This window comes from Streptomyces rishiriensis, from assembly GCF_030815485.1.
In the GTDB taxonomy this organism is placed as follows: Bacteria; Actinomycetota; Actinomycetes; order Streptomycetales; family Streptomycetaceae; genus Streptomyces; species Streptomyces rishiriensis_A.
This window is the reverse complement of sequence record NZ_JAUSWV010000002.1, coordinates 2,935,374-2,955,828: the sequence shown is the minus strand read 5'-3', so window position 1 is coordinate 2,955,828 and position 20,455 is coordinate 2,935,374. Positions and strand designations below refer to the sequence as shown.

Annotated in this window: 17 protein-coding genes and 2 tRNA genes; 16 read left to right on the top strand and 3 right to left on the bottom strand. The window is 71.4% G+C overall.

Annotated features, from left to right (window positions below):
* Positions 1-51: 51 nt before the first annotated feature.
* From QF030_RS15630 to QF030_RS15600, 7 genes are all read left to right on the top strand, one after another.
* The gene (locus tag QF030_RS15630; protein ID WP_307163286.1) at positions 52-213 is read left to right on the top strand and encodes a hypothetical protein; all 162 of its coding nucleotides are present in this window, start codon (positions 52-54) and stop codon (positions 211-213) included.
* A 145-nt stretch (positions 214-358) separates the two neighbouring features.
* Positions 359-523: a hypothetical protein gene (locus QF030_RS15625; protein WP_307163285.1), complete on the top strand. Its 165-nt coding sequence runs from the start codon at positions 359-361 to the stop codon at positions 521-523.
* Positions 524-620: 97 nt separating this feature from the next.
* Positions 621-1,247, top strand: coding sequence for a nicotinate-nucleotide adenylyltransferase (gene nadD, locus QF030_RS15620; RefSeq protein ID WP_307163284.1), 627 nt, complete (start codon positions 621-623; stop codon positions 1,245-1,247).
* A 16-nt stretch (positions 1,248-1,263) separates the two neighbouring features.
* Complete coding sequence (locus QF030_RS15615; protein WP_307163283.1) at positions 1,264-3,099, top strand: LCP family protein; 1,836 nt, start codon at positions 1,264-1,266, stop codon at positions 3,097-3,099.
* A gap of 121 nt (positions 3,100-3,220) precedes the next feature.
* A complete protein-coding gene (gene rsfS / locus QF030_RS15610) occupies positions 3,221-3,676 on the top strand; it encodes a ribosome silencing factor (protein ID WP_307163282.1) in 456 nt (151 codons plus the stop codon).
* Entirely contained in the window at positions 3,673-4,347 is a 675-nt protein-coding gene (locus QF030_RS15605) for a histidine phosphatase family protein (RefSeq protein WP_307163281.1), read from the top strand. Before rsfS ends, QF030_RS15605 begins: the two co-directional genes overlap by 4 nt.
* A 92-nt stretch (positions 4,348-4,439) precedes the next feature.
* Positions 4,440-4,512, top strand: a tRNA-Ala gene (locus QF030_RS15600).
* A 90-nt stretch (positions 4,513-4,602) separates the two neighbouring features.
* Here QF030_RS15600 and QF030_RS15595 read toward each other — a convergent pair.
* Positions 4,603-5,544, bottom strand: a complete 942-nt coding sequence (locus QF030_RS15595) for a helix-turn-helix transcriptional regulator (protein WP_444875788.1) — start codon at positions 5,542-5,544, stop codon at positions 4,603-4,605.
* A gap of 208 nt (positions 5,545-5,752) precedes the next feature.
* Here QF030_RS15595 and QF030_RS15590 point away from each other — a divergent pair, with 208 nt between their 5' ends.
* From QF030_RS15590 to QF030_RS15575, 4 genes are all read left to right on the top strand, one after another.
* Entirely contained in the window at positions 5,753-7,141 is a 1,389-nt protein-coding gene (locus QF030_RS15590) for an MFS transporter (protein WP_307163280.1), read from the top strand.
* 69 nt (positions 7,142-7,210) lie between these two features.
* Complete coding sequence (locus QF030_RS15585; protein WP_107085374.1) at positions 7,211-7,384, top strand: hypothetical protein; 174 nt, start codon at positions 7,211-7,213, stop codon at positions 7,382-7,384.
* Between the two features lie 3 nt (positions 7,385-7,387).
* Positions 7,388-7,621, top strand: a complete 234-nt coding sequence (locus QF030_RS15580; protein WP_003976229.1) for a hypothetical protein — start codon at positions 7,388-7,390, stop codon at positions 7,619-7,621.
* A gap of 131 nt (positions 7,622-7,752) precedes the next feature.
* Positions 7,753-7,825: transfer RNA gene (locus QF030_RS15575), tRNA-Ala, on the top strand.
* Positions 7,826-7,995: 170 nt separating this feature from the next.
* Here the strand turns inward: QF030_RS15575 and QF030_RS15570 are convergent.
* Both QF030_RS15570 and QF030_RS15565 read right to left on the bottom strand, forming a co-directional pair.
* Complete coding sequence (locus QF030_RS15570; protein WP_307163279.1) at positions 7,996-9,606, bottom strand: NADH-quinone oxidoreductase subunit NuoF family protein; 1,611 nt, start codon at positions 9,604-9,606, stop codon at positions 7,996-7,998.
* The gene (locus tag QF030_RS15565) at positions 9,603-10,859 is read right to left on the bottom strand and encodes a ferric reductase-like transmembrane domain-containing protein (protein ID WP_307163278.1); all 1,257 of its coding nucleotides are present in this window, start codon (positions 10,857-10,859) and stop codon (positions 9,603-9,605) included. The genes QF030_RS15570 and QF030_RS15565 overlap by 4 nt, the downstream gene beginning before the upstream one ends.
* Positions 10,860-11,344: 485 nt before the next feature.
* Here QF030_RS15565 and leuS point away from each other — a divergent pair, with 485 nt between their 5' ends.
* The 5 genes from leuS (at position 11,345) to QF030_RS15540 (ending at position 20,376) form a co-directional block, all read left to right on the top strand.
* Positions 11,345-14,227 (top strand): leucine--tRNA ligase, encoded by a 2,883-nt coding sequence (gene leuS / locus QF030_RS15560; RefSeq protein ID WP_307163277.1) that lies wholly within the window; start codon positions 11,345-11,347, stop codon positions 14,225-14,227.
* A 295-nt stretch (positions 14,228-14,522) separates the two neighbouring features.
* Entirely contained in the window at positions 14,523-15,263 is a 741-nt protein-coding gene (locus QF030_RS15555; protein ID WP_307163276.1) for a hypothetical protein, read from the top strand.
* Positions 15,264-15,464: 201 nt separating this feature from the next.
* Positions 15,465-16,310, top strand: coding sequence for a DegV family protein (locus tag QF030_RS15550; RefSeq protein ID WP_307163275.1), 846 nt, complete (start codon positions 15,465-15,467; stop codon positions 16,308-16,310).
* Positions 16,311-16,840: 530 nt separating this feature from the next.
* The gene (locus tag QF030_RS15545) at positions 16,841-17,674 is read left to right on the top strand and encodes a helix-hairpin-helix domain-containing protein (protein ID WP_373428765.1); all 834 of its coding nucleotides are present in this window, start codon (positions 16,841-16,843) and stop codon (positions 17,672-17,674) included.
* Positions 17,671-20,376, top strand: a complete 2,706-nt coding sequence (locus QF030_RS15540) for a ComEC/Rec2 family competence protein (protein WP_307163273.1) — start codon at positions 17,671-17,673, stop codon at positions 20,374-20,376. The genes QF030_RS15545 and QF030_RS15540 overlap by 4 nt, the downstream gene beginning before the upstream one ends.
* The last annotated feature ends 79 nt before the right edge of the window (positions 20,377-20,455 follow it).

Genomic DNA, 20,455 nt, shown 5'->3' with positions numbered 1-20,455 from the left:
GCCTAGGCGGAGTTACCGTGGACGGGCACTACACCGAAGGAGTCCCGCCCCATGGAGCACCACCCCGCAGCCGCCTGGCTCACCGAGGCCGCCGGCGCCGCCCAACAGCAGGGGGCGGGGAATCTGCTCCGCGTCGTACTGGTCGTGATGGTCCTGGGCTGTGTGCTCACCGCGTGGTTCCTGCTGCGGGGCTACAAGCGGAAGGACGACTGAGCCGCCGGGAAGGTTCCCAATGGCGGAGTCGGCGTGATCGCCGCCCGGCCGCCCGCTTACGATGGGCCGACGTCGTAATCCCGCCCTCCCCCGGCCTCGACTTCGCGCGAGCGGGGGGACACCCATCGGATAGGTCCTGCCGAAGATGAGCCTTCACAGCACCGCTGCCCAGCTGGTCACCCTTGCCGCCGAGGGCGAGGAACACGGTGGCAACCACGAGAGCCTCAGCCCGCTGCTCACCGGCGGCAGTGCTTTCGTCATCCTGCTGCTCCTGCTGTGGATCACCACCCGCTTCAACCGCGACCGCTGAGACACGACGTGTTCACCGACGGGCAGTCCGGCATAGCGGGGCACTCAGGGCATCCGCCGGCCGGGGCCCCGGGACCGGGCCGGTAGGGTCTGCACGCATGGGAGAGCAGGACATGCCTACCGGCCCGTCGAACCCGGGCAAGCGCCGCCTCGGCGTCATGGGCGGGACGTTCGATCCGATCCACCACGGACACCTCGTGGCGGCCAGTGAGGTCGCCGCGCAGTTCCACCTGGACGAGGTCGTGTTCGTCCCGACAGGGCAGCCCTGGCAGAAGACTCACCGCAGTGTCTCCCCGGCCGAGGACCGCTACCTGATGACGGTCATCGCGACCGCCGAGAACCCGCAGTTCTCGGTGAGCCGCATCGACATCGACCGCGGGGGCCCCACGTACACGGTGGACACGCTGCGCGATCTGCGGGCCCTCAACTCCGAGGCCGACCTCTTCTTCATCACCGGCGCCGACGCCCTGGGCCAGATCCTGACCTGGCGGGACAGCGAGGAGCTGTTCTCCCTCGCCCACTTCATCGGCGTCACCCGGCCGGGACACAACCTCATGGACCCCGGTCTGCCCGAAGGCGGTGTCTCGCTCGTCGAGGTACCCGCGCTCGCCATCTCCTCCACAGACTGCCGTGCGCGAGTCGCCAAGGGCGACCCCGTCTGGTATCTGGTGCCGGACGGAGTCGTGCGCTACATCGACAAGCGCGAGCTGTACCGCGGCGAGTGAGCCGAGAGGGGTACCGGTGAACGACCGATACGACGCGGGGTACGGGGACGACCAGTACGAACTCGTCGGCTACGACGAGTTCGGGCAGCCCGTCTACCGGCAGGTCCCGTCGCAGCAGGTGCCGCAGCAGTCCTACGACCCGTACGGACAGCAGGGGCAGCAGCAGACGCACCCGCCCCAGGGGCAACAGGGGTACGGCTATGACCCCTACGCCACGGGCGGGCAGCAGCAGACGCCCGCCTACGACCCGTACGACACAGGTCAGCAGCCGGCCACACCCCCCTACGACCCGTACGACACCGGTCGGCAGGCTCCCGTGGGGTACGACCCCTACGGCACCGCGGCCCAGGCCCCCTACGACCCCTACGGGCAGACCGCCGTCGGCGGACAGCAGCCCCGGGTCGAACAGCCCCGCACAGCCGAGCAGACCGCCTACATCCCGCAGCAGGGCGGGCCGGTCGAGGCCGGGAGCCGGGCAGAGGCCGACACCGGCCTCGACGGACGGCCCGGCGCGGCGACGGACGGGCGCGGCGCGTCCGCAGCCCCCGGACAGCCCCAACGTGACTACGAGACCGAGCAGTTCGCGTTCGTGGAGGAACCCGACGGCGACTCCGAGGACGTCATCGACTGGCTGAACTTCACCGAGAACCGCACCGAGCGCCGTGAGGAGGCCAAGCGCCGCGCCCGCGGCCGCCTCGTCGCCCTCGTCGTGGTCCTGGCGCTGGTCGCGGTCGGCGGAGTGGGCTACCTCTGGTACGCGGGGAAGCTGCCCGGCCTGTCGTCGTCCTCGGACGCGGGCACCGGCACCACGACCGCGACCGCCGCGCAGAAGCGCGACGTGGTCGTCGTCCACCTGCACAACACCGCCGGCGGCGGCACCACCACGGCGCTGCTCGTCGACAACACCACCACCGAGCAGGCCGCCACGGTCCTGCTGCCCAACTCCCTCGTCGTCACCGACGAGGACGGCACCACGACCACCCTCGCCAAGTCCGTCGACGACGACGGCTCGGCCGGCACCCGCGACGCCCTCGACACCGTCCTCGGCACCGACATCCAGGGCACCTGGCGGCTCGACACGCCCTACCTCCAGAACCTCGTCGACCTCGTCGGCAACATCGAGGTGGACACCGACGTCACCGTGCCCGACCCGGCCGCCAAGAAGGGCGGGGCGCCGCTCGTCAACAAGGGCGAGAACCAGACCCTCAGCGGCAAGATGGCCGTCGCCTACGCCACCTACCGCGCCACGGGCGAGGCCCAGAACGCCCAGCTGGAGCGGTTCGGCCAGGTCATGCAGGGAGTGCTGCGCAAGGTGTCGTCGGACGCGCAGGGCGCCACCGTCACCGTCCAGACGCTGGCGCAGATCCTTGACCCCTCGCTGACCGACAAGGACCTCGGCACCTTCCTGGCCAAGCTCGCGGACCTCGCCAAGGGCGGCGACTACAAGACCGCGCTGCTGCCCGTGCAGACCGACGGCACCCTCAACGCGGAGGCCAGCGCGAGTGTCGTCAAGGACGTCCTCGGCGGTGCGGCGAAGAGTCCCGACAAGGACGCGGCCGTCAGCGTCTCCGTCCAGAACGCCAGCGGCACCAAGGCGGACACCGAGGACGCGCGCGTGGTGCTCCTCAACGGCGGCTTCACCTTCCTGGAGGCCGGCACCCCGTCGAGCACGACGGCCGCCTCCCGGGTGCTCTACGCGGACGCCGCCGGCAAGGAGAACGCCACCGAGGTCGCCAAGACCCTCGGTCTGGACGCCGACGCGGTGAAGAAGGGCACGGTCCCCGCGAACGCCGACATCGCGGTCGTCCTGGGTGAGGACTACCAGCCCTCCTCGGCCGGGTCGGGCGACTGAGAGCAGGCGCGGGGGCCGCCCGGAAGCGGCCTCCGCGTGGGTGATCCCTCCGACACGTGGGGTGCCGTCGGCGGACCGTGAGACCCTTGGGGACAAGTGTCCGCCGACGGAAAGCCACGTAGTGACCGCCACCGACCGCTCCATCGAGCTCATCCAGACCGCCGCCCAGGCGGCTGCCGACAAGCTCGCGCACGACATCATCGCCTACGACGTCAGCGACGTGCTGTCGATCACGGATGCCTTCCTAGTGGCCTCCGCGCCCAACGACCGCCAGGTCAAGTCGATCGTCGACGAGATCGAAGAGCGCCTTCAGAAGGAGCTCGGCACCAAGCCCGTACGCCGCGAGGGGGACCGCGACGCCCGCTGGATCCTGCTCGACTACGTCGACATCGTCGTCCACGTCCAGCACAGCGAGGAGCGCGTCTTCTACGCCCTCGAGCGGCTGTGGAAGGACTGCCCCGAGCTGGAGCTGCCCGCCGACGCCAAGGCGACCCGCGGCAAGGCCCAGGAGCACGCCAAGCTGCAGGCCGAGGCCGAGACCGAGGAGGACGCCACCGGTTTCGGGGACCTGCGGTGAGCGCCGCCGCGGAGTCGGCCGCCGAGCGCCGGCCGGGCCGTGGCCGCCGGGTCATCCTGTGGCGGCACGGCCAGACCGCGTGGAACGTGGAGCGCCGCTTCCAGGGCACCACGGACGTGCGGCTGACCGAGACCGGCGTGGCCCAGGCCCGTCGCGCCGCCCGGCTGCTCGCTTCCCTCCAGCCCGACGCGATCGTCTCCTCGGACCTGTCGCGGGCCGCGAACACGGCCGCCGAGCTCAGCGGTCTCACCGGCCTCGAGATCACCCACGACGAGGCCCTGCGCGAGACCTACGCGGGCCTCTGGCAGGGGCTGACGCACGACGAGATCATCGCGAGCCACGGTGACGAGTACGCGGCGTGGAAGCGCGGTGAACCGGTCCGCCGCGGCGGCGGCGAACTGGAGACGGAGGTCGCCGACCGCGCGGCACCCGTGGTGCTGAGGCACGCCGAGAAGCTGCCCGAGGACGGCACGCTCGTCGTCGTCAGTCACGGTGGCACCATCCGCACCACCATCGGCCGTCTCCTCGGCCTGGACGCCCACCACTGGGAGGCCCTCGGGGGCCTTTCCAACTGCTGCTGGTCCGTCCTCGGCGAGGGCGCACGGGGCTGGCGCCTGCTCGAACACAACGCCGGCACCCTGCCCGAGCCGGTGCTCGGCGACGACGACTGAGCGCCGTGCGGCCGCCGGGACCCGGATTTCACTTTCCGGCAGGTCGCAGGCTAAAGTTCTTCTTGTTCGCCCGCCGAGCGGGAAGAACGCAAGGGGCTATAGCTCAGTTGGTAGAGCGCCTGCATGGCATGCAGGAGGTCAGGAGTTCAATTCTCCTTAGCTCCACAGATCACCTGGTCTGTCGGTCGACACTCTGTTGAGTTGTCAAGGATCGGTAGTGACCGGTCGAGATCTGTTGACGAAGATCCCGTCCCCTCAGGGGGCGGGATTTTTCGTCGCTCCGTTGCGGAGCATGGCCGTGCGGCGCTCCGTCTCCTCGTCCTCCGGCGTGTAGACGACGATCCGGCACTCCGGCATCCCGTTGATCGACAGGGACATCGACGTCATCCGCAGCTCGCCCACCGCCTCGTGCCGGAAGACCTTCACGCGGCGGCCGGGCTCCGCCACGTCCCCGGTCTCCCACAGCCGCCTGAACAGCGGGCTCGCCTGCGACAGCCGGCGTATGAAGTCCTCCCAGGCGGGCTCACCGGCGTGCAGCCCGTACGACGCCCGCAGGGTCGCCACCATCACCGGCAGTTCCTTGTCCCGGAACAGCAGCGGGCAGTCCTGCTCCCGGACCGTGAACAGCCGCCACAGCGCGTTGTTCGGCCCCGGCACGCAGGCGTCCACCGGCGTGATGAACAGATCGTGGTAGACGGAGTTGGTGGCCAGGATGTCGTAGCGCGAGTTGTAGACGACCGCCGGTCGGGGCGCCAGGGCGTCGATGATGCCCTGGATCTCCGGGCCCACGCTCTGCACCAGGGCCTCCGGCACGTGCGCGTAGGGCACCTCCGCCAGGTGGTAGAGATGCTCCCGCTCCGGCGGATCGAGCCGCAGCGTGCGTGCCACGGCGTCCAGGACCTGCGCGGAGGCGTTGATCGGCCGGCCCTGCTCCAGCCAGGTGTACCAGGTCACGCCCACGCCGGAGAGCTGCGCGACCTCCTCGCGCCGCAGCCCCGGAGTGCGGCGCCTCAGTCCGGGCGGCATCCCGACATCACCCGGTGTCACCCGCGCCCGCCTGCTGCGCAGGAACGCCGCCAGCTCGGGCCGGCGCCGATGCGGCGGCCCCGGTGCGGGCCGCGGTGAGGACCCCGGCGCCGGTCCCGGCTTCTGCCCTGCCTCCGTGCCTGTCCGCGTCACCATCGTCACGTCCCCCATGGTCGATCCCCCGCCCGTCCCCTGCCAGGTGCCGTCAGTACCAGCATCAGCGGGCTCTCGGCACCCGTACCGGATCGTCGTCACGCTCTACGGCATGACGACGACACCCCGGACCGGCCCGGTCCCCGCGGCCGCTCCACCCGCTTCAAGTCCTGCTGCCAGTAAAGACCCTGGCACTGACAATCGGCCCCGGCGGCTGCTGGCGGTCGTGCTCGCAGCCCAGTTCATGGCACTGCTCGACGTCTTCATCGTGAACGTCGCGGCCCCCACGATCGGGTCCGACCTGAACGCCTCCGGCGCGGACCTCCAACTGGTCGTCGCCGGATACGCCATCACGTACTCGGTGCTGCTGATCACCGGCGCGCGCCTCGGCGACCGGTTCGGGCACGGCCGCGTCCACCTGGTCGGGCTCGCTCTCTTCACGACCGCCTCGCTGGCCTGCGGGCTGGCATGGGGCACTACCGAACTCATCGTCTTCCGGCTGATCCAGGGCGCGGGGTCGGCGGTGATGATCCCGCAGGTGCTCAGCCTGATCCAGCGCACGTTCACCGGCGAGGCCCGGGTGCGGGCGCTGGGCGCCTACTCGGCGGTCCTCGCCGTCGGCGCGGCGGCCGGGCAGGTGGTGGGCGGCGTCCTCGTCGCCGCCGACCTGCTGGGCACCGGCTGGCGTCCGGTGTTCCTCGTGAACGTGCCGGTGGGTCTGGTCCTGCTGGTCGTCGGCAGGCGCGTCCTGCCCCGCGGTGGGGGAGCGGGACGCGCAGCGGCGGGTGTGAGGGCGCGGGAAGGGGCGCGCGGAATGGACTGGCCCGGTCTCGTGCTTCTGGGCGCTGCCGTCTCCCTGATCACGGTGCCGCTCGTGCTCGGACAGGAGAAGGACTGGCCGCTGTGGTCCTGGCTGTCGCTGGCCGTGGGCGCGTGCGTGCTGGTGCTGTTCCGTGGCTACGAGGCCCGGCTGGCCCGGCGGGGCGGCGCCCCGCTGATCGCGCCCCGTGTGCTGCGTCACCCCGGGATGGGTCTCGCCGTCCTTCGTGTCCTGGCCGTCATGGCGGTCAACGGCGGCTTCCTGTTCGTGCTGACCCTGCACGTCCAGGGCGGCCTCGGCTACAGCGCGCTGCGCGCCGGCCTCACCTTCGCGCCGACCGCGGTGGTCTTCGGGGTGGTCGGTCTGACCTGGCGCAGGTGGCCCGCGTCCTGGCAACGGTCCCTGGCCCCGGCCGGGTTCGCGCTCACCGCGCTGTCCGTGCTGGGAGTGGGGCTGGCCTTCCGGGGCGGCGACCACGGCGGTGCCTGGCTGTACGCGGCGTACGCCGGTGTGGGCGTCGGGCTCGCGCTCGCCTTCAGCCCGACGCTCACCGGGGCGCTGGCGGCGGTGCGGCCCGAGGACGCGGCGGACGCCAGCGGACTGCTGGCCACGGTCACCCAGCTCGGGCAGCTCATCGGCGTCGCGGTCTTCGGCACACTGTTCTTCGAGCGGCTTGAGTCACTTGGGGCCCCAGCGGCGTATACCTCTTCGGAAGCGCTTCTCACATGCATGTTCGCGCTCGCTACGACAGCTGCCCTGGGTGCCGTGTCCGGACTGGTACTGAGGCGTCGCTGACCGTATTGGCCCGGCCGTGGCAGAATCAAACGGCCGGAAGGGAGCGCGGCCCGACGGGAGGGAGTAGCGATGCCTGCGAGCATCCTCGGAGAGGTCGGTCACCTCTCCGAAGCGGCGGTGACACCGGACAAGGCCACCCGGCTCAGCTGCCCCTCCTGTGGTTCCGGTCATGTGGCCCAGGTTCTTGGTGACAACGGCGGGATTTCCTACGTGTGCACGGCCTGCGGCCACAGCTGGAGCTGATCGATGGGTGCACACAGGCGGAAGTGCGACTGGTGCGGCAGTGGCACCCCGATCGTCCGTGACATGGAGCCGGTCAACCCCGACTACCAGTACTGGTGCGAGGAATGCGCGCGGGCGCTGATCATAAAAGGCGACCCGATCGAGACGTACCGCGAGCTGGAGGGCGAGCCCATCTACGGGCGGCTCCTCGAGGAGCACTGCACGCTCAAGCGGTTCTATTCGTTCGTCACCGCTTGACCCGCATACCGGTTGAAACCGGACAGGACGGAAACGATTTGGTGGTCCACCCCCCCGGCCGGTAATGTTGGCGTCGCCGCCGGGGAAACCGGGCGACACGGTCAGTGCGCGGCTTCGCCGCTTGGCCACGAGGGGCTATAGCTCAGTTGGTAGAGCGCCTGCATGGCATGCAGGAGGTCAGGAGTTCAATTCTCCTTAGCTCCACAGCAGATCCCGCCGGATCGAATTCGATCCGGCGGGATCTTTTTTGCGTCGTACCGCCTCGGATCGTGTTCCGCATTCCTCTTCGGACATGTCGTCAGGACCGACGGTTCGGGGCCGCCTGTTTCCAAGCGGCCCCTCGTCATCCGGGCCGGCCGGCGTCGTCGTGGCGCTCAGCGGCCGAGGGCCCGGCGGCCGCGGCCCTGGGAGAGGACCGGGAGGTTGCGGGCGGGCGCCTGCGCGCGCGTGTCCTCCTCGATGCGCAGGGCCAGCGCCGGGCAACGTCGTACCGCGCGCATGGCCTTCGCCTCCGCGTAGTCCGGCACCTTCGCCTGCGCGACCGTCGGGAAGCCGTCGGCGCCGAGCTGGAAGACCTCGGGGAGGATGTCGGCGCACAGGCCGTGGCCGCGGCACAGCGTCCAGTCGACGAAGATCTTCTGGCGGCTCGAGCCGCTCTCCTCCGGCGCGTTGCCGCTCGTGATGGCCGCCGGGGCCATGCCGGCCTCGAAGAGCGGCAGAACGCCCTCCACGGGCCGTCCGCAGCCATTGCCGAGGACATGCGCGGCCAGGTCGTCGGTGAACGCCTTGATGGTCGACTCGATGAACATCGCGGAGCCGTCCGGGTGCGAGCACGCACCGCGCCGCTTGACGTTCTTGGCGACCTGCTTGAGCGCCTCGAGGGCGGCCGGGCCGCCGCCGTTGAGGATGTCCTCCATGCCGCGCGCGGCGGCGGGCAGACCGAGGTAGCAGGGGCCGCACTGTCCGGCGCTCTCGTCGGCCAGCCACTGGGCCACCCGCAGCGACTCGCCCAGCGGGCAGGTCTCCTGGCTGATCGGCAGGATCGCGCCGGCGCCGAGCGCCCCGCCCACCGCGTCGAGGGAGTTGCGGGAGACGATCGCCTCGTTGACCGTCGCCGCGTCGATCCACTTGCCGTGGTAGCCGCCCGTCAGCACGCCCTGGGGCACCGGCGGGGCACCGGCGAGCTGAAGTACGTAGCGCAGCGGCACACCCGTGGGAACCTCGATCACCATGGGGCGGGCGACCGCGCCGGAGACCGTCAGCATGACGGTGCCCGGCTCGTCGTACAGGCCGGTGTTGCCGTAACGCTCCGGGCCGATGCGGGCGGCGATGGCCAGCTGGGCGAACGTCTCGGCGTTGGAGAGCAGGGTCGGGGCGCCGCCCACGCCGTTCTGCGAGGCGCTGACCTTGCGGCCGGGCGGGATCGGCGGGCCGCCGTCGATGGAGCGGACCAGCGACGCGGCGGCGCCGGTGACCATGCGGATCGGATTGCGTTGGACGAACGCCTTCAGCGCCGACCTGCGGCCGTTGCTGAGGCCGCGCTCGGCGAGCGCGGCCTCCATGGAGCGCTGGGTGGATTCGCGGGTGACCCCCACCACGAGCGTGCGGGCACCCAGCGCCTCCGCGACCAGCAGCGCGCCGTCCAGAATGAGGTGCGGGGCACGGTTGATGAGCACCGTGTCCTTGCGGCAGGCCGGTTCGTCCTCGCTGCCGTTGACGACGACGACCGGTCGTACGCCGCGCTTGATCGCCGCTTCGGCGACCGAGCGCAGCTTTTTGTGGAAGGGGAAGCCCGCGCCGCCGCGGCCCTTCAGGTTGATGTTCTCGGAGAGCTTCGCGAGTGCCTCTCCGCCCAGGGGTTCCAGCGGCCCGTGCACCTTCAGGTGCATGGGCAGATCGAGTCTCTCGACAAGGTCGAAGCCCGACGTGAGCTGCGGAAGCCCGACCACGCGGACTTCTGGGACGTCGGGCAGGGCCTCGTTCACCTATAGCCTCCGGAAGGCGTGTTCCAAGGTTCGCCCGAACCCGGTGCGTCGAACGACGAGCCGGGGGATGGTTCATTGGCGGGACCGCTGTTGTACGTGTCGTTCTGGTTGTACGTCCCGTAGGGGGGGTTCGTCTCACCGGTGTCGTACACGTCACGTCCGCCGTACCCGGCGGTGCCCGAATTGTCGTAGACCGGGATGTTGAATCCCGTGTCCTGGAGCGGGTCGTAGGCCGACGGGGGCGCCTCGCCGACCGGCGGCGGGGACGGGACCGGCCAGCTGCCCGAGGTGCTGCCGCCGCTGTCGACCCGGGGGACGGCCTCGGTGGCCTGGATGTCGAACGGCAGGTTCATCCGTGCCGTCTGGTCGGCCGCGTAGGGCTGCTGCGGGCCGCGCTGCGGTGTGTTGACGGCGCGATAGGCGGCCGCGAAGCCGTTCGCCGGCTCCGGGGCGGGCGCGGGCGTGTCGTAGAGCGGCGACGACGGCGGGGACATCCGGGTGGAGCTCATCGTGTCGGTCAGCGGCGAACGGCCCGAGCGGCCCTCGTAGCCGGGCAGCGCGGACGATCCGGTCTCCGTCCTGCGCGCGCGTGACGCGTCCAGGCCGTCCATCGCGGAGCGGTCCTGCGTGCCCAGCGCCGAGGCGATCCGGTCGGCGACCTTGCGCTTGAACGGGCGCGGGGCGGAGCGCAGCGCGAGGGCGGCCATGACCCCGGCCAGGCACAGCTCGTACGAGACCATGAAGAACGGCTTGGCGGCGCGCCCCGCGAACAGGCCGTGGATGAGGGCCGCGCACAGCGCCGGGTAGGCCAGCATGTGCATCGCGCGCCAGCGGGCGGCCACCTCGGCGGGTGCGGCGAACCGGTTGCGCAGCGCGCCGGTGATGCCGACGAAGATCATGAGCAGGGCGGCCAGGGAGCCGAGGCCGATGAGTCCGGCGCTGCCCTTGACGCCCAGGCTGAACGGGATCAGCGCGGCGATCAGGACGGTGTGCTCCAGCGCCAGTTTGATGGTGATGTGCACCACGAGGAACGCGATGGAACCCACGGCGGTCACCCGGTGGATGCCCTGCGCGATGATCCGCTGACGCGTGTTGAGGATGAGGCGGTCCTGGGCGACGAGGCCCCAGATGACCGAGCAGGTGAGGCAGACCAGTGACAGCACGCCCGCACCGAAGTTGAGGAATGCCTGGAACTGGTCGCCGCCGACCAGCACGACCACGGGTATGAGGACCAGGACGACAGCTGTCGCCATCCCGTACGCCGACCTGCCGGGCCTGGGAAGCGAGCTGTTACTAGGACGAGGGTTCATGGGGGCAACTCCGAGCAGTTTCGGGAAAGCGGTCCCGCTGCCGAACTCTAAGTGGCTCCATACCGATGGGTACGAGGTTTGAGTTATTGCGCTGTTATCAAACGACAATGTGGCTGTTGTGATGTCCCTTAGCTGCTGTTACGCGAAGTAACCATTGACCTTGCTTCAGTTCCGGCCTCGCCATTCTGGTCGCACCAACGTTGTCGCGACCATGCATACGTACGAGCGTCGCTGCTTGCTCAAGGCCTGCGGTACCCTAACGCCATGTGTGCTGTACGCCTTCTGCTTAGCGGGCCGCGCTGATCAGTCCCGACCGCCGGTGAACGGACGGTTCGGAATCGGCGCGGCGTCCCCTCCTGTGCGAGGGGATTTTTCGTTTCCTGGACGACAACCCGCTGGCAGAGACGATCGATGGAGCTTTGAGGACCATGAGCGAGACGAACCCCGCTGCCGCCGCTGCACCGGCGGAGGCCGCGCCGCACCGCTACACGGCTGCCATGGCCGCCGAGATCGAAGCACGCTGGCAGGACTTCTGGGACGCCGAGGGCACGTACGCCGCGCCGAACCCGAAGGGCGACCTGGCCGGTGACCCCGAGCTGGTGGCCCGGCCCAAGAAGTTCATCATGGACATGTTCCCGTACCCCTCCGGTGCGGGCCTGCACGTCGGCCACCCTCTGGGCTACATCGCGACCGACGTCTTCGCACGCTTCCAGCGCATGACCGGCCACAACGTCCTGCACACCCTGGGCTTCGACGCCTTCGGCCTGCCCGCCGAGCAGCACGCCGTGCAGACGGGCGAGCACCCTCGGGTCACCACCGAGGCGGCCATCAACAACATGAAGTCCCAGCTGCGCCGGCTGGGTCTGGGCCACGACAAGCGCCGGTCGTTCGCCACGATCGACCCGGACTACTACAAGTGGACCCAGTGGATCTTCCTGCAGATCTTCAACTCCTGGTACGACGCCGAGGCCGACAGGGCCCGTCCGATCGCCGAACTGATCGCCCAGTTCGAGTCCGGTGAGCGCGGCGTGCGCGGCGACCGGTCCTGGAGCGAGCTGACCGCCGCCGAGCGCGCCGACGTCCTGAGCGAGTACCGCCTGGCCTACGCCTCCGACGCCCCGGTCAACTGGTGCCCCGGTCTGGGCACCGTGCTGGCCAACGAGGAGGTCACCGCCGACGGTCGCTCCGAGCGCGGCAACTTCCCCGTCTTCAAGGCCAAGCTGCGCCAGTGGAACATGCGCATCACGGCCTACGCGGACCGGCTGCTGGACGACCTGGACGCACTGGACTGGCCCGAGGCCATCAAGCTGCAGCAGCGCAACTGGATCGGCCGTTCCGAGGGCGCCCGCGTCGACTTCCCCGTGGACGGGGATCGGATCACGGTCTTCACCACGCGCCCGGACACCCTGTTCGGCGCGACCTACATGGTCCTGGCGCCCGAGCACCCGCTGGTCGACAAGTTCACCCCGGACGCCTGGCCCGAGGGCACGCACGACGTCTGGACCGGCGGCCACGCGACCCCGGCCGCGGCCGTCGCCGCGTACCGGGCGCAGGCCGCGTCGAAGTCCGACGTCGAGCGCCAGGCCGAGGCCAAGGACAAGACCGGCGTCTTCACCGGCGTGTACGCGACGAACCCGGTCAACGGCGAGCGGGTCCCCGTCTTCATCGCCGACTACGTACTGATGGGCTACGGCACCGGCGCGATCATGGCCGTGCCCGCGGGCGACCAGCGCGACTTCGAGTTCGCGCGCGCCTTCGAGCTGCCGATCCACTGCGTCGTCGAGCCGACCGACGGCCGGGGCACCGACACGTCGACGTGGGAGAACGCCTTCGGGTCGTACGACGCGAAGATCATCAACTCCACCAACGACGACATCTCGCTGGACGGCCTGGGCGTCGTCGACGCCAAGGCGCGCATCACCGAGTGGCTGGCCCGCGAGGGCATCGGCGAGGGCACCGTCAACTTCCGCCTGCGGGACTGGCTGTTCAGCCGGCAGCGCTACTGGGGCGAGCCCTTCCCGATCGTCTACGACGAGGACGGCGTCGCCCACTCGCTGCCCGAGTCGATGCTGCCCCTGGAGCTGCCGGAGGTCGAGGACTACTCTCCGCGCACCTTCGACCCGGACGACGCGAACACGTCCCCGGAGACGCCGCTGTCGCGCAACGAGGACTGGGTGAACGTCACCCTGGACCTGGGCGACGGCAACGGTCCGCGCACGTACCGCCGCGAGACCAACACCATGCCCAACTGGGCCGGTTCCTGCTGGTACGAACTGCGCTACCTGGACCCGCACAACAGCGACAAGCTGGTCGACCCGGAGATCGAGCAGTACTGGATGGGCCCGCGCGAGGGTCAGCCGCACGGGGGTGTCGACCTGTACGTCGGTGGCGCCGAGCACGCCGTGCTGCACCTGCTGTACGCGCGCTTCTGGTCCAAGGTCCTGTTCGACCTGGGGCACGTCTCCTCCGCGGAGCCGTTCCACAAGCTGTTCAACCAGGGCATGATCCAGGCATACGTCTACCGCGACAGCCGCGGCTTCCCGGTGCCGGCCGCCGAGGTGGAGGAGCGCGACGGCGCGTACTTCTACCAGGGCGAGAAGGTCAGCCGCCTGCTGGGCAAGATGGGCAAGTCCCTGAAGAACGCGGTCACTCCGGACGAGATCTGCGTCGAGTACGGTGCCGACACCCTGCGCCTGTACGAGATGGCCATGGGCCCGCTGGACGTGTCGCGCCCGTGGGACACGCGCGCGGTGGTGGGCCAGTACCGGCTGCTGCAGCGACTGTGGCGCAACGTCGTCGACGAGAACACCGGCGAGCTGAGCGTCACCGACGCCGAGCCCGACGAGGACACCCTGCGGGCCCTGCACAAGGCGATCGACGGAGTGCGCCAGGACCTGGAGGGCCTGCGCTTCAACACCGCCATCGCCAAGATCACCGAGCTGAACAACCACCTGACCAAGGCGGGCGGCGCGGTGCCGCGCTCCGTCGCCGAGGCACTGGTGCTGCTGGTCGCCCCGCTGGCCCCGCACATCGCCGAGGAGCTGTGGCGCCGGCTGGGCCACACCGACTCGGTCGTCCACCGGGACCTGCCGGTCGCCGACCCGGCGTACGTCGTGGACGAGAGCGTGACCTGCGTCGTGCAGATCAAGGGCAAGGTCAAGGCACGCCTGGAGGTGTCCCCGGCGATCTCCGACGAGGAGCTGGAGAAGGTGGCCCTGGCCGATGAAGCGGTCGTGAAGGCGCTGGGCGGGGCCGGTATCCGCAAGGTCGTCGTGCGGGCCCCGAAGCTGGTGAACATCGTTCCGGCGTGACGGCGGACATCGTTCCGGCGTGACGCTGCCCGTCGTTCCGGCGTGAGCGGGCGGTGCGCATGAGCGAGCGGTACGCGTGACCGGGCGGTACGCGTGACCGGGCGGTACGCGTGACCGGGCGGTACGTACGGCTGGGCCGGGTGTCGCGGGTCGGTGGGCGTGGCTCCGGGTAGTCCCCTACGGGCAGGTTCGGGGTTCTTCTGGAACTCCGAGCCTGCCCGTCTCGTTTACCGTGTGAAGTGCGGCGTGCCCTGTGCGGCGCCGGACGTGTCGTGGCAGGCCGGAGGAGGAGCTCGTGGAAGCAGTGATCGCAGTCGTCGCCCTGCTCTTCGTGCTCTTTGTGGTGCTGGGCGCCTACGCCACGGTGAAGGTGATCGGCGCCGCCAAGCGGGGCGTCGACCGCACCATCGACCAGGCTCGCCGCACGGTCGAGGACCACACACTGCGGGCCAAGTCCTTCACCCAGTTCGGACCGGCCGGTGAGATCGCCCAGCTGAGACTGAAGCTGCGCACGTCGATGCGGGCCACCCAGAACGCGCTCCACGCGGGCGTCACCGAGGACGAGTCCCTCAAGGAGTCGCTCGCCCTGTTCCAGAGGCTCAGCGCGCACGGCCACGAACTGGACAGCGAGCTCAAGCGCCTGGAATCCGAACCGGACCGGGAGACCCTCGCCGCCCGGCTGCCCTCGCTGCGGGAGCGCACCGAGCGCGTCGCGGGATCGGCCGACTCCCTGCGCTGGGCAGCCCGCGACCGGGCCCACCGCTTCGCGGACGACGATCTCGACTCCCTCAGCGCCCAGATCGACGTCGAGGCCGGTGCTCTGCGGCACTGGACCACGTCGGACTCCGCCCCGCAGACACCGCCGCCCCCGTGGCCCGAGGCGCCCGCCGCCGGCAGCGGGGCGGCAGGACAGACCTGGCCGGACACCCCTGGCGCCGGCACCGCGCAGGAGCCGACCCGGCCCGCCATCACCCCACCGGGACCGCGCCCCGCCTACCCGTGGCAGAAGAAGCCGCGTCCCGAGAGCACCACCTGAGGCACGAGCCGAGACCGCAACGGAACCGGAACCGGGATCGGGAAGCCCGGGCCGAGATCGCGCCCTCCGGAACTCCGGTTCGTCCTGTGACGCGGTCCTGGATCAGGTGCTGTTCAACGGGATACTTGATTCGGTCAAGGCCGGTCCAGCTGCGAGGGGCCGGGCTGCCGCACGGGGGCTACGCCAGGTAACCTCCAGGTCATGTCCCGCCATGTCGCGATCGTCACGGATTCAACGGCCTACTTGCCGCGGCGGACGATGGAGCGTCACGGCATCACCGCGGTGCCCCTGACCGTCGTCCTCGGCGACCAGGCTCTTGAAGAGGGCAACGAGATCTCGACCCGTTCCCTCGCCCAGGCCTTGCAGAAGCGACGGTCCGTCACCACCTCGCGTCCCAGCCCCCGGCTCTTCGCCGAGACGTATCGCAGGATCGCCGAGTCCGGTGTCACCGGCATCGTCTCCCTCCACCTGTCCGCCGAACTGTCCGGTACCTACGACGCGGCGGTCGTCGCGGCGCGTGAGGCGCCGGTGCCCGTGCGGGTGGTGGACACCGGCATGGTCGCGATGGCGCTCGGCTTCTGCGCGCTCGCGGCGGCGGAGATCTCCGAGGCGGGCGGCACGGTCGACGAGGCGGTCACCGCCGCTGAGAAACGGGCCGCAGGCACCTCCGCCTACTTCTACGTCGACACCCTGGACTACCTGCGCCGCGGCGGCCGGATCGGCGCCGCCCAGGCACTGTTGGGCTCCGCGCTCGCGGTGAAACCGCTGCTCCAGCTGAACGGTGGGCGCATCGACCTCCTCGAGAAGGTGCGGACGGCGTCGAAGGCGATCGCCCGCCTGGAGGAGCTCGGGGCCGACCGGGCGGGCAGTGCGCCGGTCGACATCGCCGTGCACCATCTCGCCGCCCCCGACCGGGCGTCCGCTCTCGCCGACCGTCTGCGATCCCGTGTGCCCGGACTCGCCGACCTGCATGTGAGCGAGGTCGGCGCGGTGATCGGTGCGCACACCGGGCCGGGGCTGCTGGGGCTCGTCGTCTCGCCCCGATGAGGGCTCGGCTCACTCGTGTGAGTGGCGGAGTTTTCCACAACCGGGCTGTCGTCCCCGGAAATTGAGCAAGATCATCGCGGTGTGGCGATCTGTCCGATCCTCGTCGCATGGCACTTCGATCACATCCACGCAGCCCGAACGCGACCAGCGGCCCCGGCCGGGGCCCCGGCTCCGACGGACGATCCCGCCGCCCCCGTCCCCGCCCACGGGGCAACGGCAGGACCGGACACCGACACGCCTCGGCGGAGGAGATCCGCCGCCGGGCGAAGGCCCTGTTCGCCGAACGGCCCCGGGAACAGGGCGAGATGGGAATGGGCCCGCCGGGCGGCGGGGACGCTGAGGATGGTGGGGGCGCCGTCCTTGTCGATGAGCCGGGCACGTCGGGTGCGTCAGGGGCGCCGGGTGCGTCAGGTGCGCTGGAATCGGCGGGTGCGGTTGTCACGGCGGTGGCGGCAGCGGGGGCGCCGGCTGCGCCGGGTGTTCTGAAGAGGTCTGACGCGACGCAGGTCGACATGCCGGACTGCGGGGTTGTGCGGCGCGCGGATGGCGGTGCTGGAGCCGATGGTGACGTCGACGGTGACGTCACCGTCGACAAGATCCGTAGCGGGAGTACTCCTCGTGTCGCCGGGCCCTGGCAGGAGCGGGTGGGGCTTGCCCTGCGGGAGCGGATGCCGGTGTGGCTGCTGGCGCGCTGCGGACTGGAACGCAGGAGCGTGCTCGCGCTCTCGGTGCTGCTGGTCGTCGCCGCCGCCTTCGCGGTGCAGCACTTCTGGGTCGGCCGGGCCCAGCCGGTGCGGCCACCGGAAGTGGTGCGAGCCGCCATCCCTTATGCGGCGGGGGAGCTGAACCCGGCCGCCGGGCCCGCCCCTTCGGCAGAATCGCCGGGCGCCGGGAGTACGACCGGGGCCGAGATCGTGGTGGACGTGAGCGGGAAGGTGAGGAAGCCCGGCATTCACCGCCTACCGGCCGGTTCACGGGTGGTCGACGCACTGGGCGCGGCCGGTGGTGTGCGGCCGGGCACCGACACCGACGGTCTCAACCGCGCGCGTTTCCTGGTGGACGGAGAGCAGGTCGTCGTCGGTGGCCCCGCCCCGCCGGCCGGAGCCGCGGGGACGGGAGCGGGGTCGTCGTCGGCCGGTTCCACCGGTGCCGGCATGGGGGCCGGGCCCCCGGTCCCCGTCTCCCTCAACACGGGCACCGCGGATCAGTTCGACACGCTGCCCGGCGTGGGACCGGTGCTGGCGCAGCACATCATCGACTACCGGGCGCGGCACGGTGGCTTCCGGTCGGTGGACGAACTGCGCGAGGTCAACGGCATCGGCGAGCGACGCTTCGCCGACCTGCGGAATCTCGTGCGGCCATGAAGCGCGAGGACACCGAGGCCGGCGGAGTTCGAGCCGGACCCGGATCCAGTGCCCGCCGGCCTGTGCACGCGGCCTCCGGGAAGCGGCTGGGCGATGCCCATCCGCGTCAGGAAGGGCCGGTGGATCTACGGCTCGTACCACCCGCACTGGCGGCCTGGGCGACGGCGGCGCTGACGTTGGACGCGGCCCCGGCACTGGTGGGTGGCGTCGTCGCCGTCTGCCTGCTGGCCGCCGGTGCCCTGCTGATCGTGCGGCGGCGTGCGGCGGAGCGCGGTGCGGGGCCTGTTGCCGGTGGGCGTGCATGGCCCCGGGTCACGGTCGCCGCCTCGTTGCTCTGCGTGGGCGCGGCTGCCGCGTCGGCCGGGCTGCACGGGGCCGATCTGCGCCGGGGGCCGGTGCCGGAGTTGGCGCGGGAGTACGCGACCGTCACCGCCGAGATCGAGATCACCTCCGACCCACGACTCACCCGGCCCCGTGTCAGAGGAAACCAGGTGACCCCGGAGTCCGTCCTGATCGACGCCGAGGTGCGCAGCGTCGAGGGGGCGGCCCGGACGGCCGTGGCGACGCGGGCTCCGGTGCTGCTGGTGGTGGACGCCGGTTCACGCTGGGGCGCGGGTGCGAGATGGGCGAACCCCGAGGGCAGCCAGGTGCCGGGCAGTCAGGTGCCGGGTGATCGGGGGCCGGGCCGTCAAGCTCTCGGGGGTGCCGCGGAGGGCGCCGATCGGCCCGAGGCCGGTGGTGTGCGGGGCCCGGGGGTGCGGCCCGGGGTCTCGTGGCTGGGGCTGTTGCCGTCCACACGGGTGCGGGTGACCGGGCGGCTGGCGCCCACGCTGGCCGGCGCGGACCGGTTCGCGGCCGTGCTGCGGGTACGGGGCCGCGCGATGCCGTCGATCGTCAGGGAACCGTCGGGCGCGCAGCGGTCGGCAGGGCGGTTGCGGGCGGGGCTGCGGGAGGCCACCGACGGACTTCCGGCGGACGCGAGGGCACTGCTGCCGGGGCTGGTCGTCGGGGACACCTCGCGGATCACGCCCGAACTGGACGAGGCGTTCAAGGCGACGGATCTGGCCCACACCCTCGCCGTTTCCGGGAGCAACCTCACGATCATCCTCGCCCTGCTCCTCGGCCCGCCCGGGCTGGCCCAGCGGGTCGAGCGCCGCGGTCTGGCACCTCGCCTCGGCGTCCCGCTCCGGGCGACCGCGCTGCTCGGCGGAGCGCTCACGCTCGGTTTCGTGGTGGTGTGCCGGCCCGACCCGAGCGTGCTGCGCGCGGCGGCCTGCGGAGCGATCGTGCTCCTTGCCCTGGCGACCGGCCGCCGCCGGTCCCTGATCCCGGCGCTGGCGACGGCGGTGCTGCTGCTGGTGCTGTACGACCCGTGGCTCGCCCGGAGTTACGGGTTCCTGCTGTCCGTCCTGGCCACCGGGGCCCTGCTGACGGTGGCGCCACGCTGGAGTGCCGCGCTGCGACGGCGCAGGGTGCCCCCGCGGCTCGCTGAGGCGTTGGCGGCCGCGGGAGCGGCGCAGGCGCTGTGTGCGCCGGTCGTGGCGGTGTTGTCGGCGCGGGTGAGTCTGGTGGCGGTGCCCTGCAATCTCCTGGTGGAGTTCGCGGTCGCACCGGCGACGGTGCTGGGCTTCGCGGTGCTGGCGACGGCCCCCGTGGCGATGCCGGTGGCCGAGGCGCTGGCATGGTGCGCGAGTTGGCCCGCGGAGTGGATCGCGGGTGTGGCGCGGTACGGGGCGGCGCTGCCCGGTGGGGGAGTGGACTGGCCGGGGAGCTGGGGTGGGGCGTCCTTGCTCGCCCTCGTCACGGGCGGGGTGGTGCTGCTCGGGCGGCGGTTGTCGCGGCACCCGTGGCTGTGCGCGGTCTGCGGGTTGCTGCTGCTGCTCGTGGTGGTGCAACCGCCGCCCCTGACCCGGGTGCTCACGGGCTGGCCACCACCGGGCTGGCGGCTCGCGATGTGCGATGTGGGGCAGGGCGACGCGACCGTCCTGGCGGCGGGCGGGGGCGCGGGCGTGGTGGTGGACGCCGGGCCGGATCCGGCCCTGGTCGACCGGTGTCTGAGCAAGCTCGGGATCACCCGGGTGCCGCTCGTCGTGCTGACCCACTTCCACGCCGATCACGTGGCCGGGCTGCCGGGGGTGCTGCGGGGCCGGGCGGTGGGCGCGATCGAGACGACGGGGTTCGAGGAGCCCGTGGACCAGGTGGAGTTCGTACGGAGGGAGGCGGCGGCGAGACATGTGCCGGTGGTGCGGGCCGCGGCGGGGGAGCGGCGGCGGGCAGGTGCTCTCGACTGGGAGGTGCTGTGGCCGCCATCCCATCCGGCGCCGCGCCCGGACGGGCCGAACGACGCGAGCGTGACCCTGCTCGTGCGGACGGCGGGGCTGCGGATGCTGCTGCTCGGCGACCTCGAACCCCCGGCCCAGCAGGCGTTGTTGCGATCGCCGGCGGCACCGCTGGTGCGGGGGGTGGACGTGCTCAAGGTGGCCCATCACGGCTCGGCCTATCAGGACCCTGATCTCCTGCGCGCCGCGGCGCCGCGGCTGGCGTTGATCTCGTGCGGCGCGGACAACCCGTACGGGCATCCCGCGCCCAGCACGGTCGCGGCGCTGCGCGCGGGAGGGGCGGCAGTGCTGCGGACGGACCGGGACGGAGCGCTGGCGGTGGCGGCCGGCACGGGCGGGGAGCTGCGGGTGACACGGGACTGAGGACGTCGAGGCTCCTGGCCGATGGCGGGGGTGACCGGGTGGGGGGACCGGACGGGGCGGCCGACGGGTGACCGGTCGG

Coding starts and splice junctions, on each gene's coding strand:
- QF030_RS15625 (WP_307163285.1), top strand. CDS start 359: ATGAGCCTTCACAGCACCGCTGCCCAGCTGGTCACCCTTGCCGCCGAG.
- QF030_RS15585 (WP_107085374.1), top strand. CDS start 7,211: ATGCCTGCGAGCATCCTCGGAGAGGTCGGTCACCTCTCCGAAGCGGCG.
- leuS (WP_307163277.1), top strand. CDS start 11,345: ATGAGCGAGACGAACCCCGCTGCCGCCGCTGCACCGGCGGAGGCCGCG.
- QF030_RS15550 (WP_307163275.1), top strand. CDS start 15,465: ATGTCCCGCCATGTCGCGATCGTCACGGATTCAACGGCCTACTTGCCG.
- nadD (WP_307163284.1), top strand. CDS start 621: ATGGGAGAGCAGGACATGCCTACCGGCCCGTCGAACCCGGGCAAGCGC.
- QF030_RS15565 (WP_307163278.1), bottom strand. CDS start 10,859: ATGGCGACAGCTGTCGTCCTGGTCCTCATACCCGTGGTCGTGCTGGTC.
- QF030_RS15580 (WP_003976229.1), top strand. CDS start 7,388: ATGGGTGCACACAGGCGGAAGTGCGACTGGTGCGGCAGTGGCACCCCG.
- QF030_RS15630 (WP_307163286.1), top strand. CDS start 52: ATGGAGCACCACCCCGCAGCCGCCTGGCTCACCGAGGCCGCCGGCGCC.
- QF030_RS15595 (WP_444875788.1), bottom strand. CDS start 5,544: ATGGGGGACGTGACGATGGTGACGCGGACAGGCACGGAGGCAGGGCAG.
- QF030_RS15540 (WP_307163273.1), top strand. CDS start 17,671: ATGAAGCGCGAGGACACCGAGGCCGGCGGAGTTCGAGCCGGACCCGGA.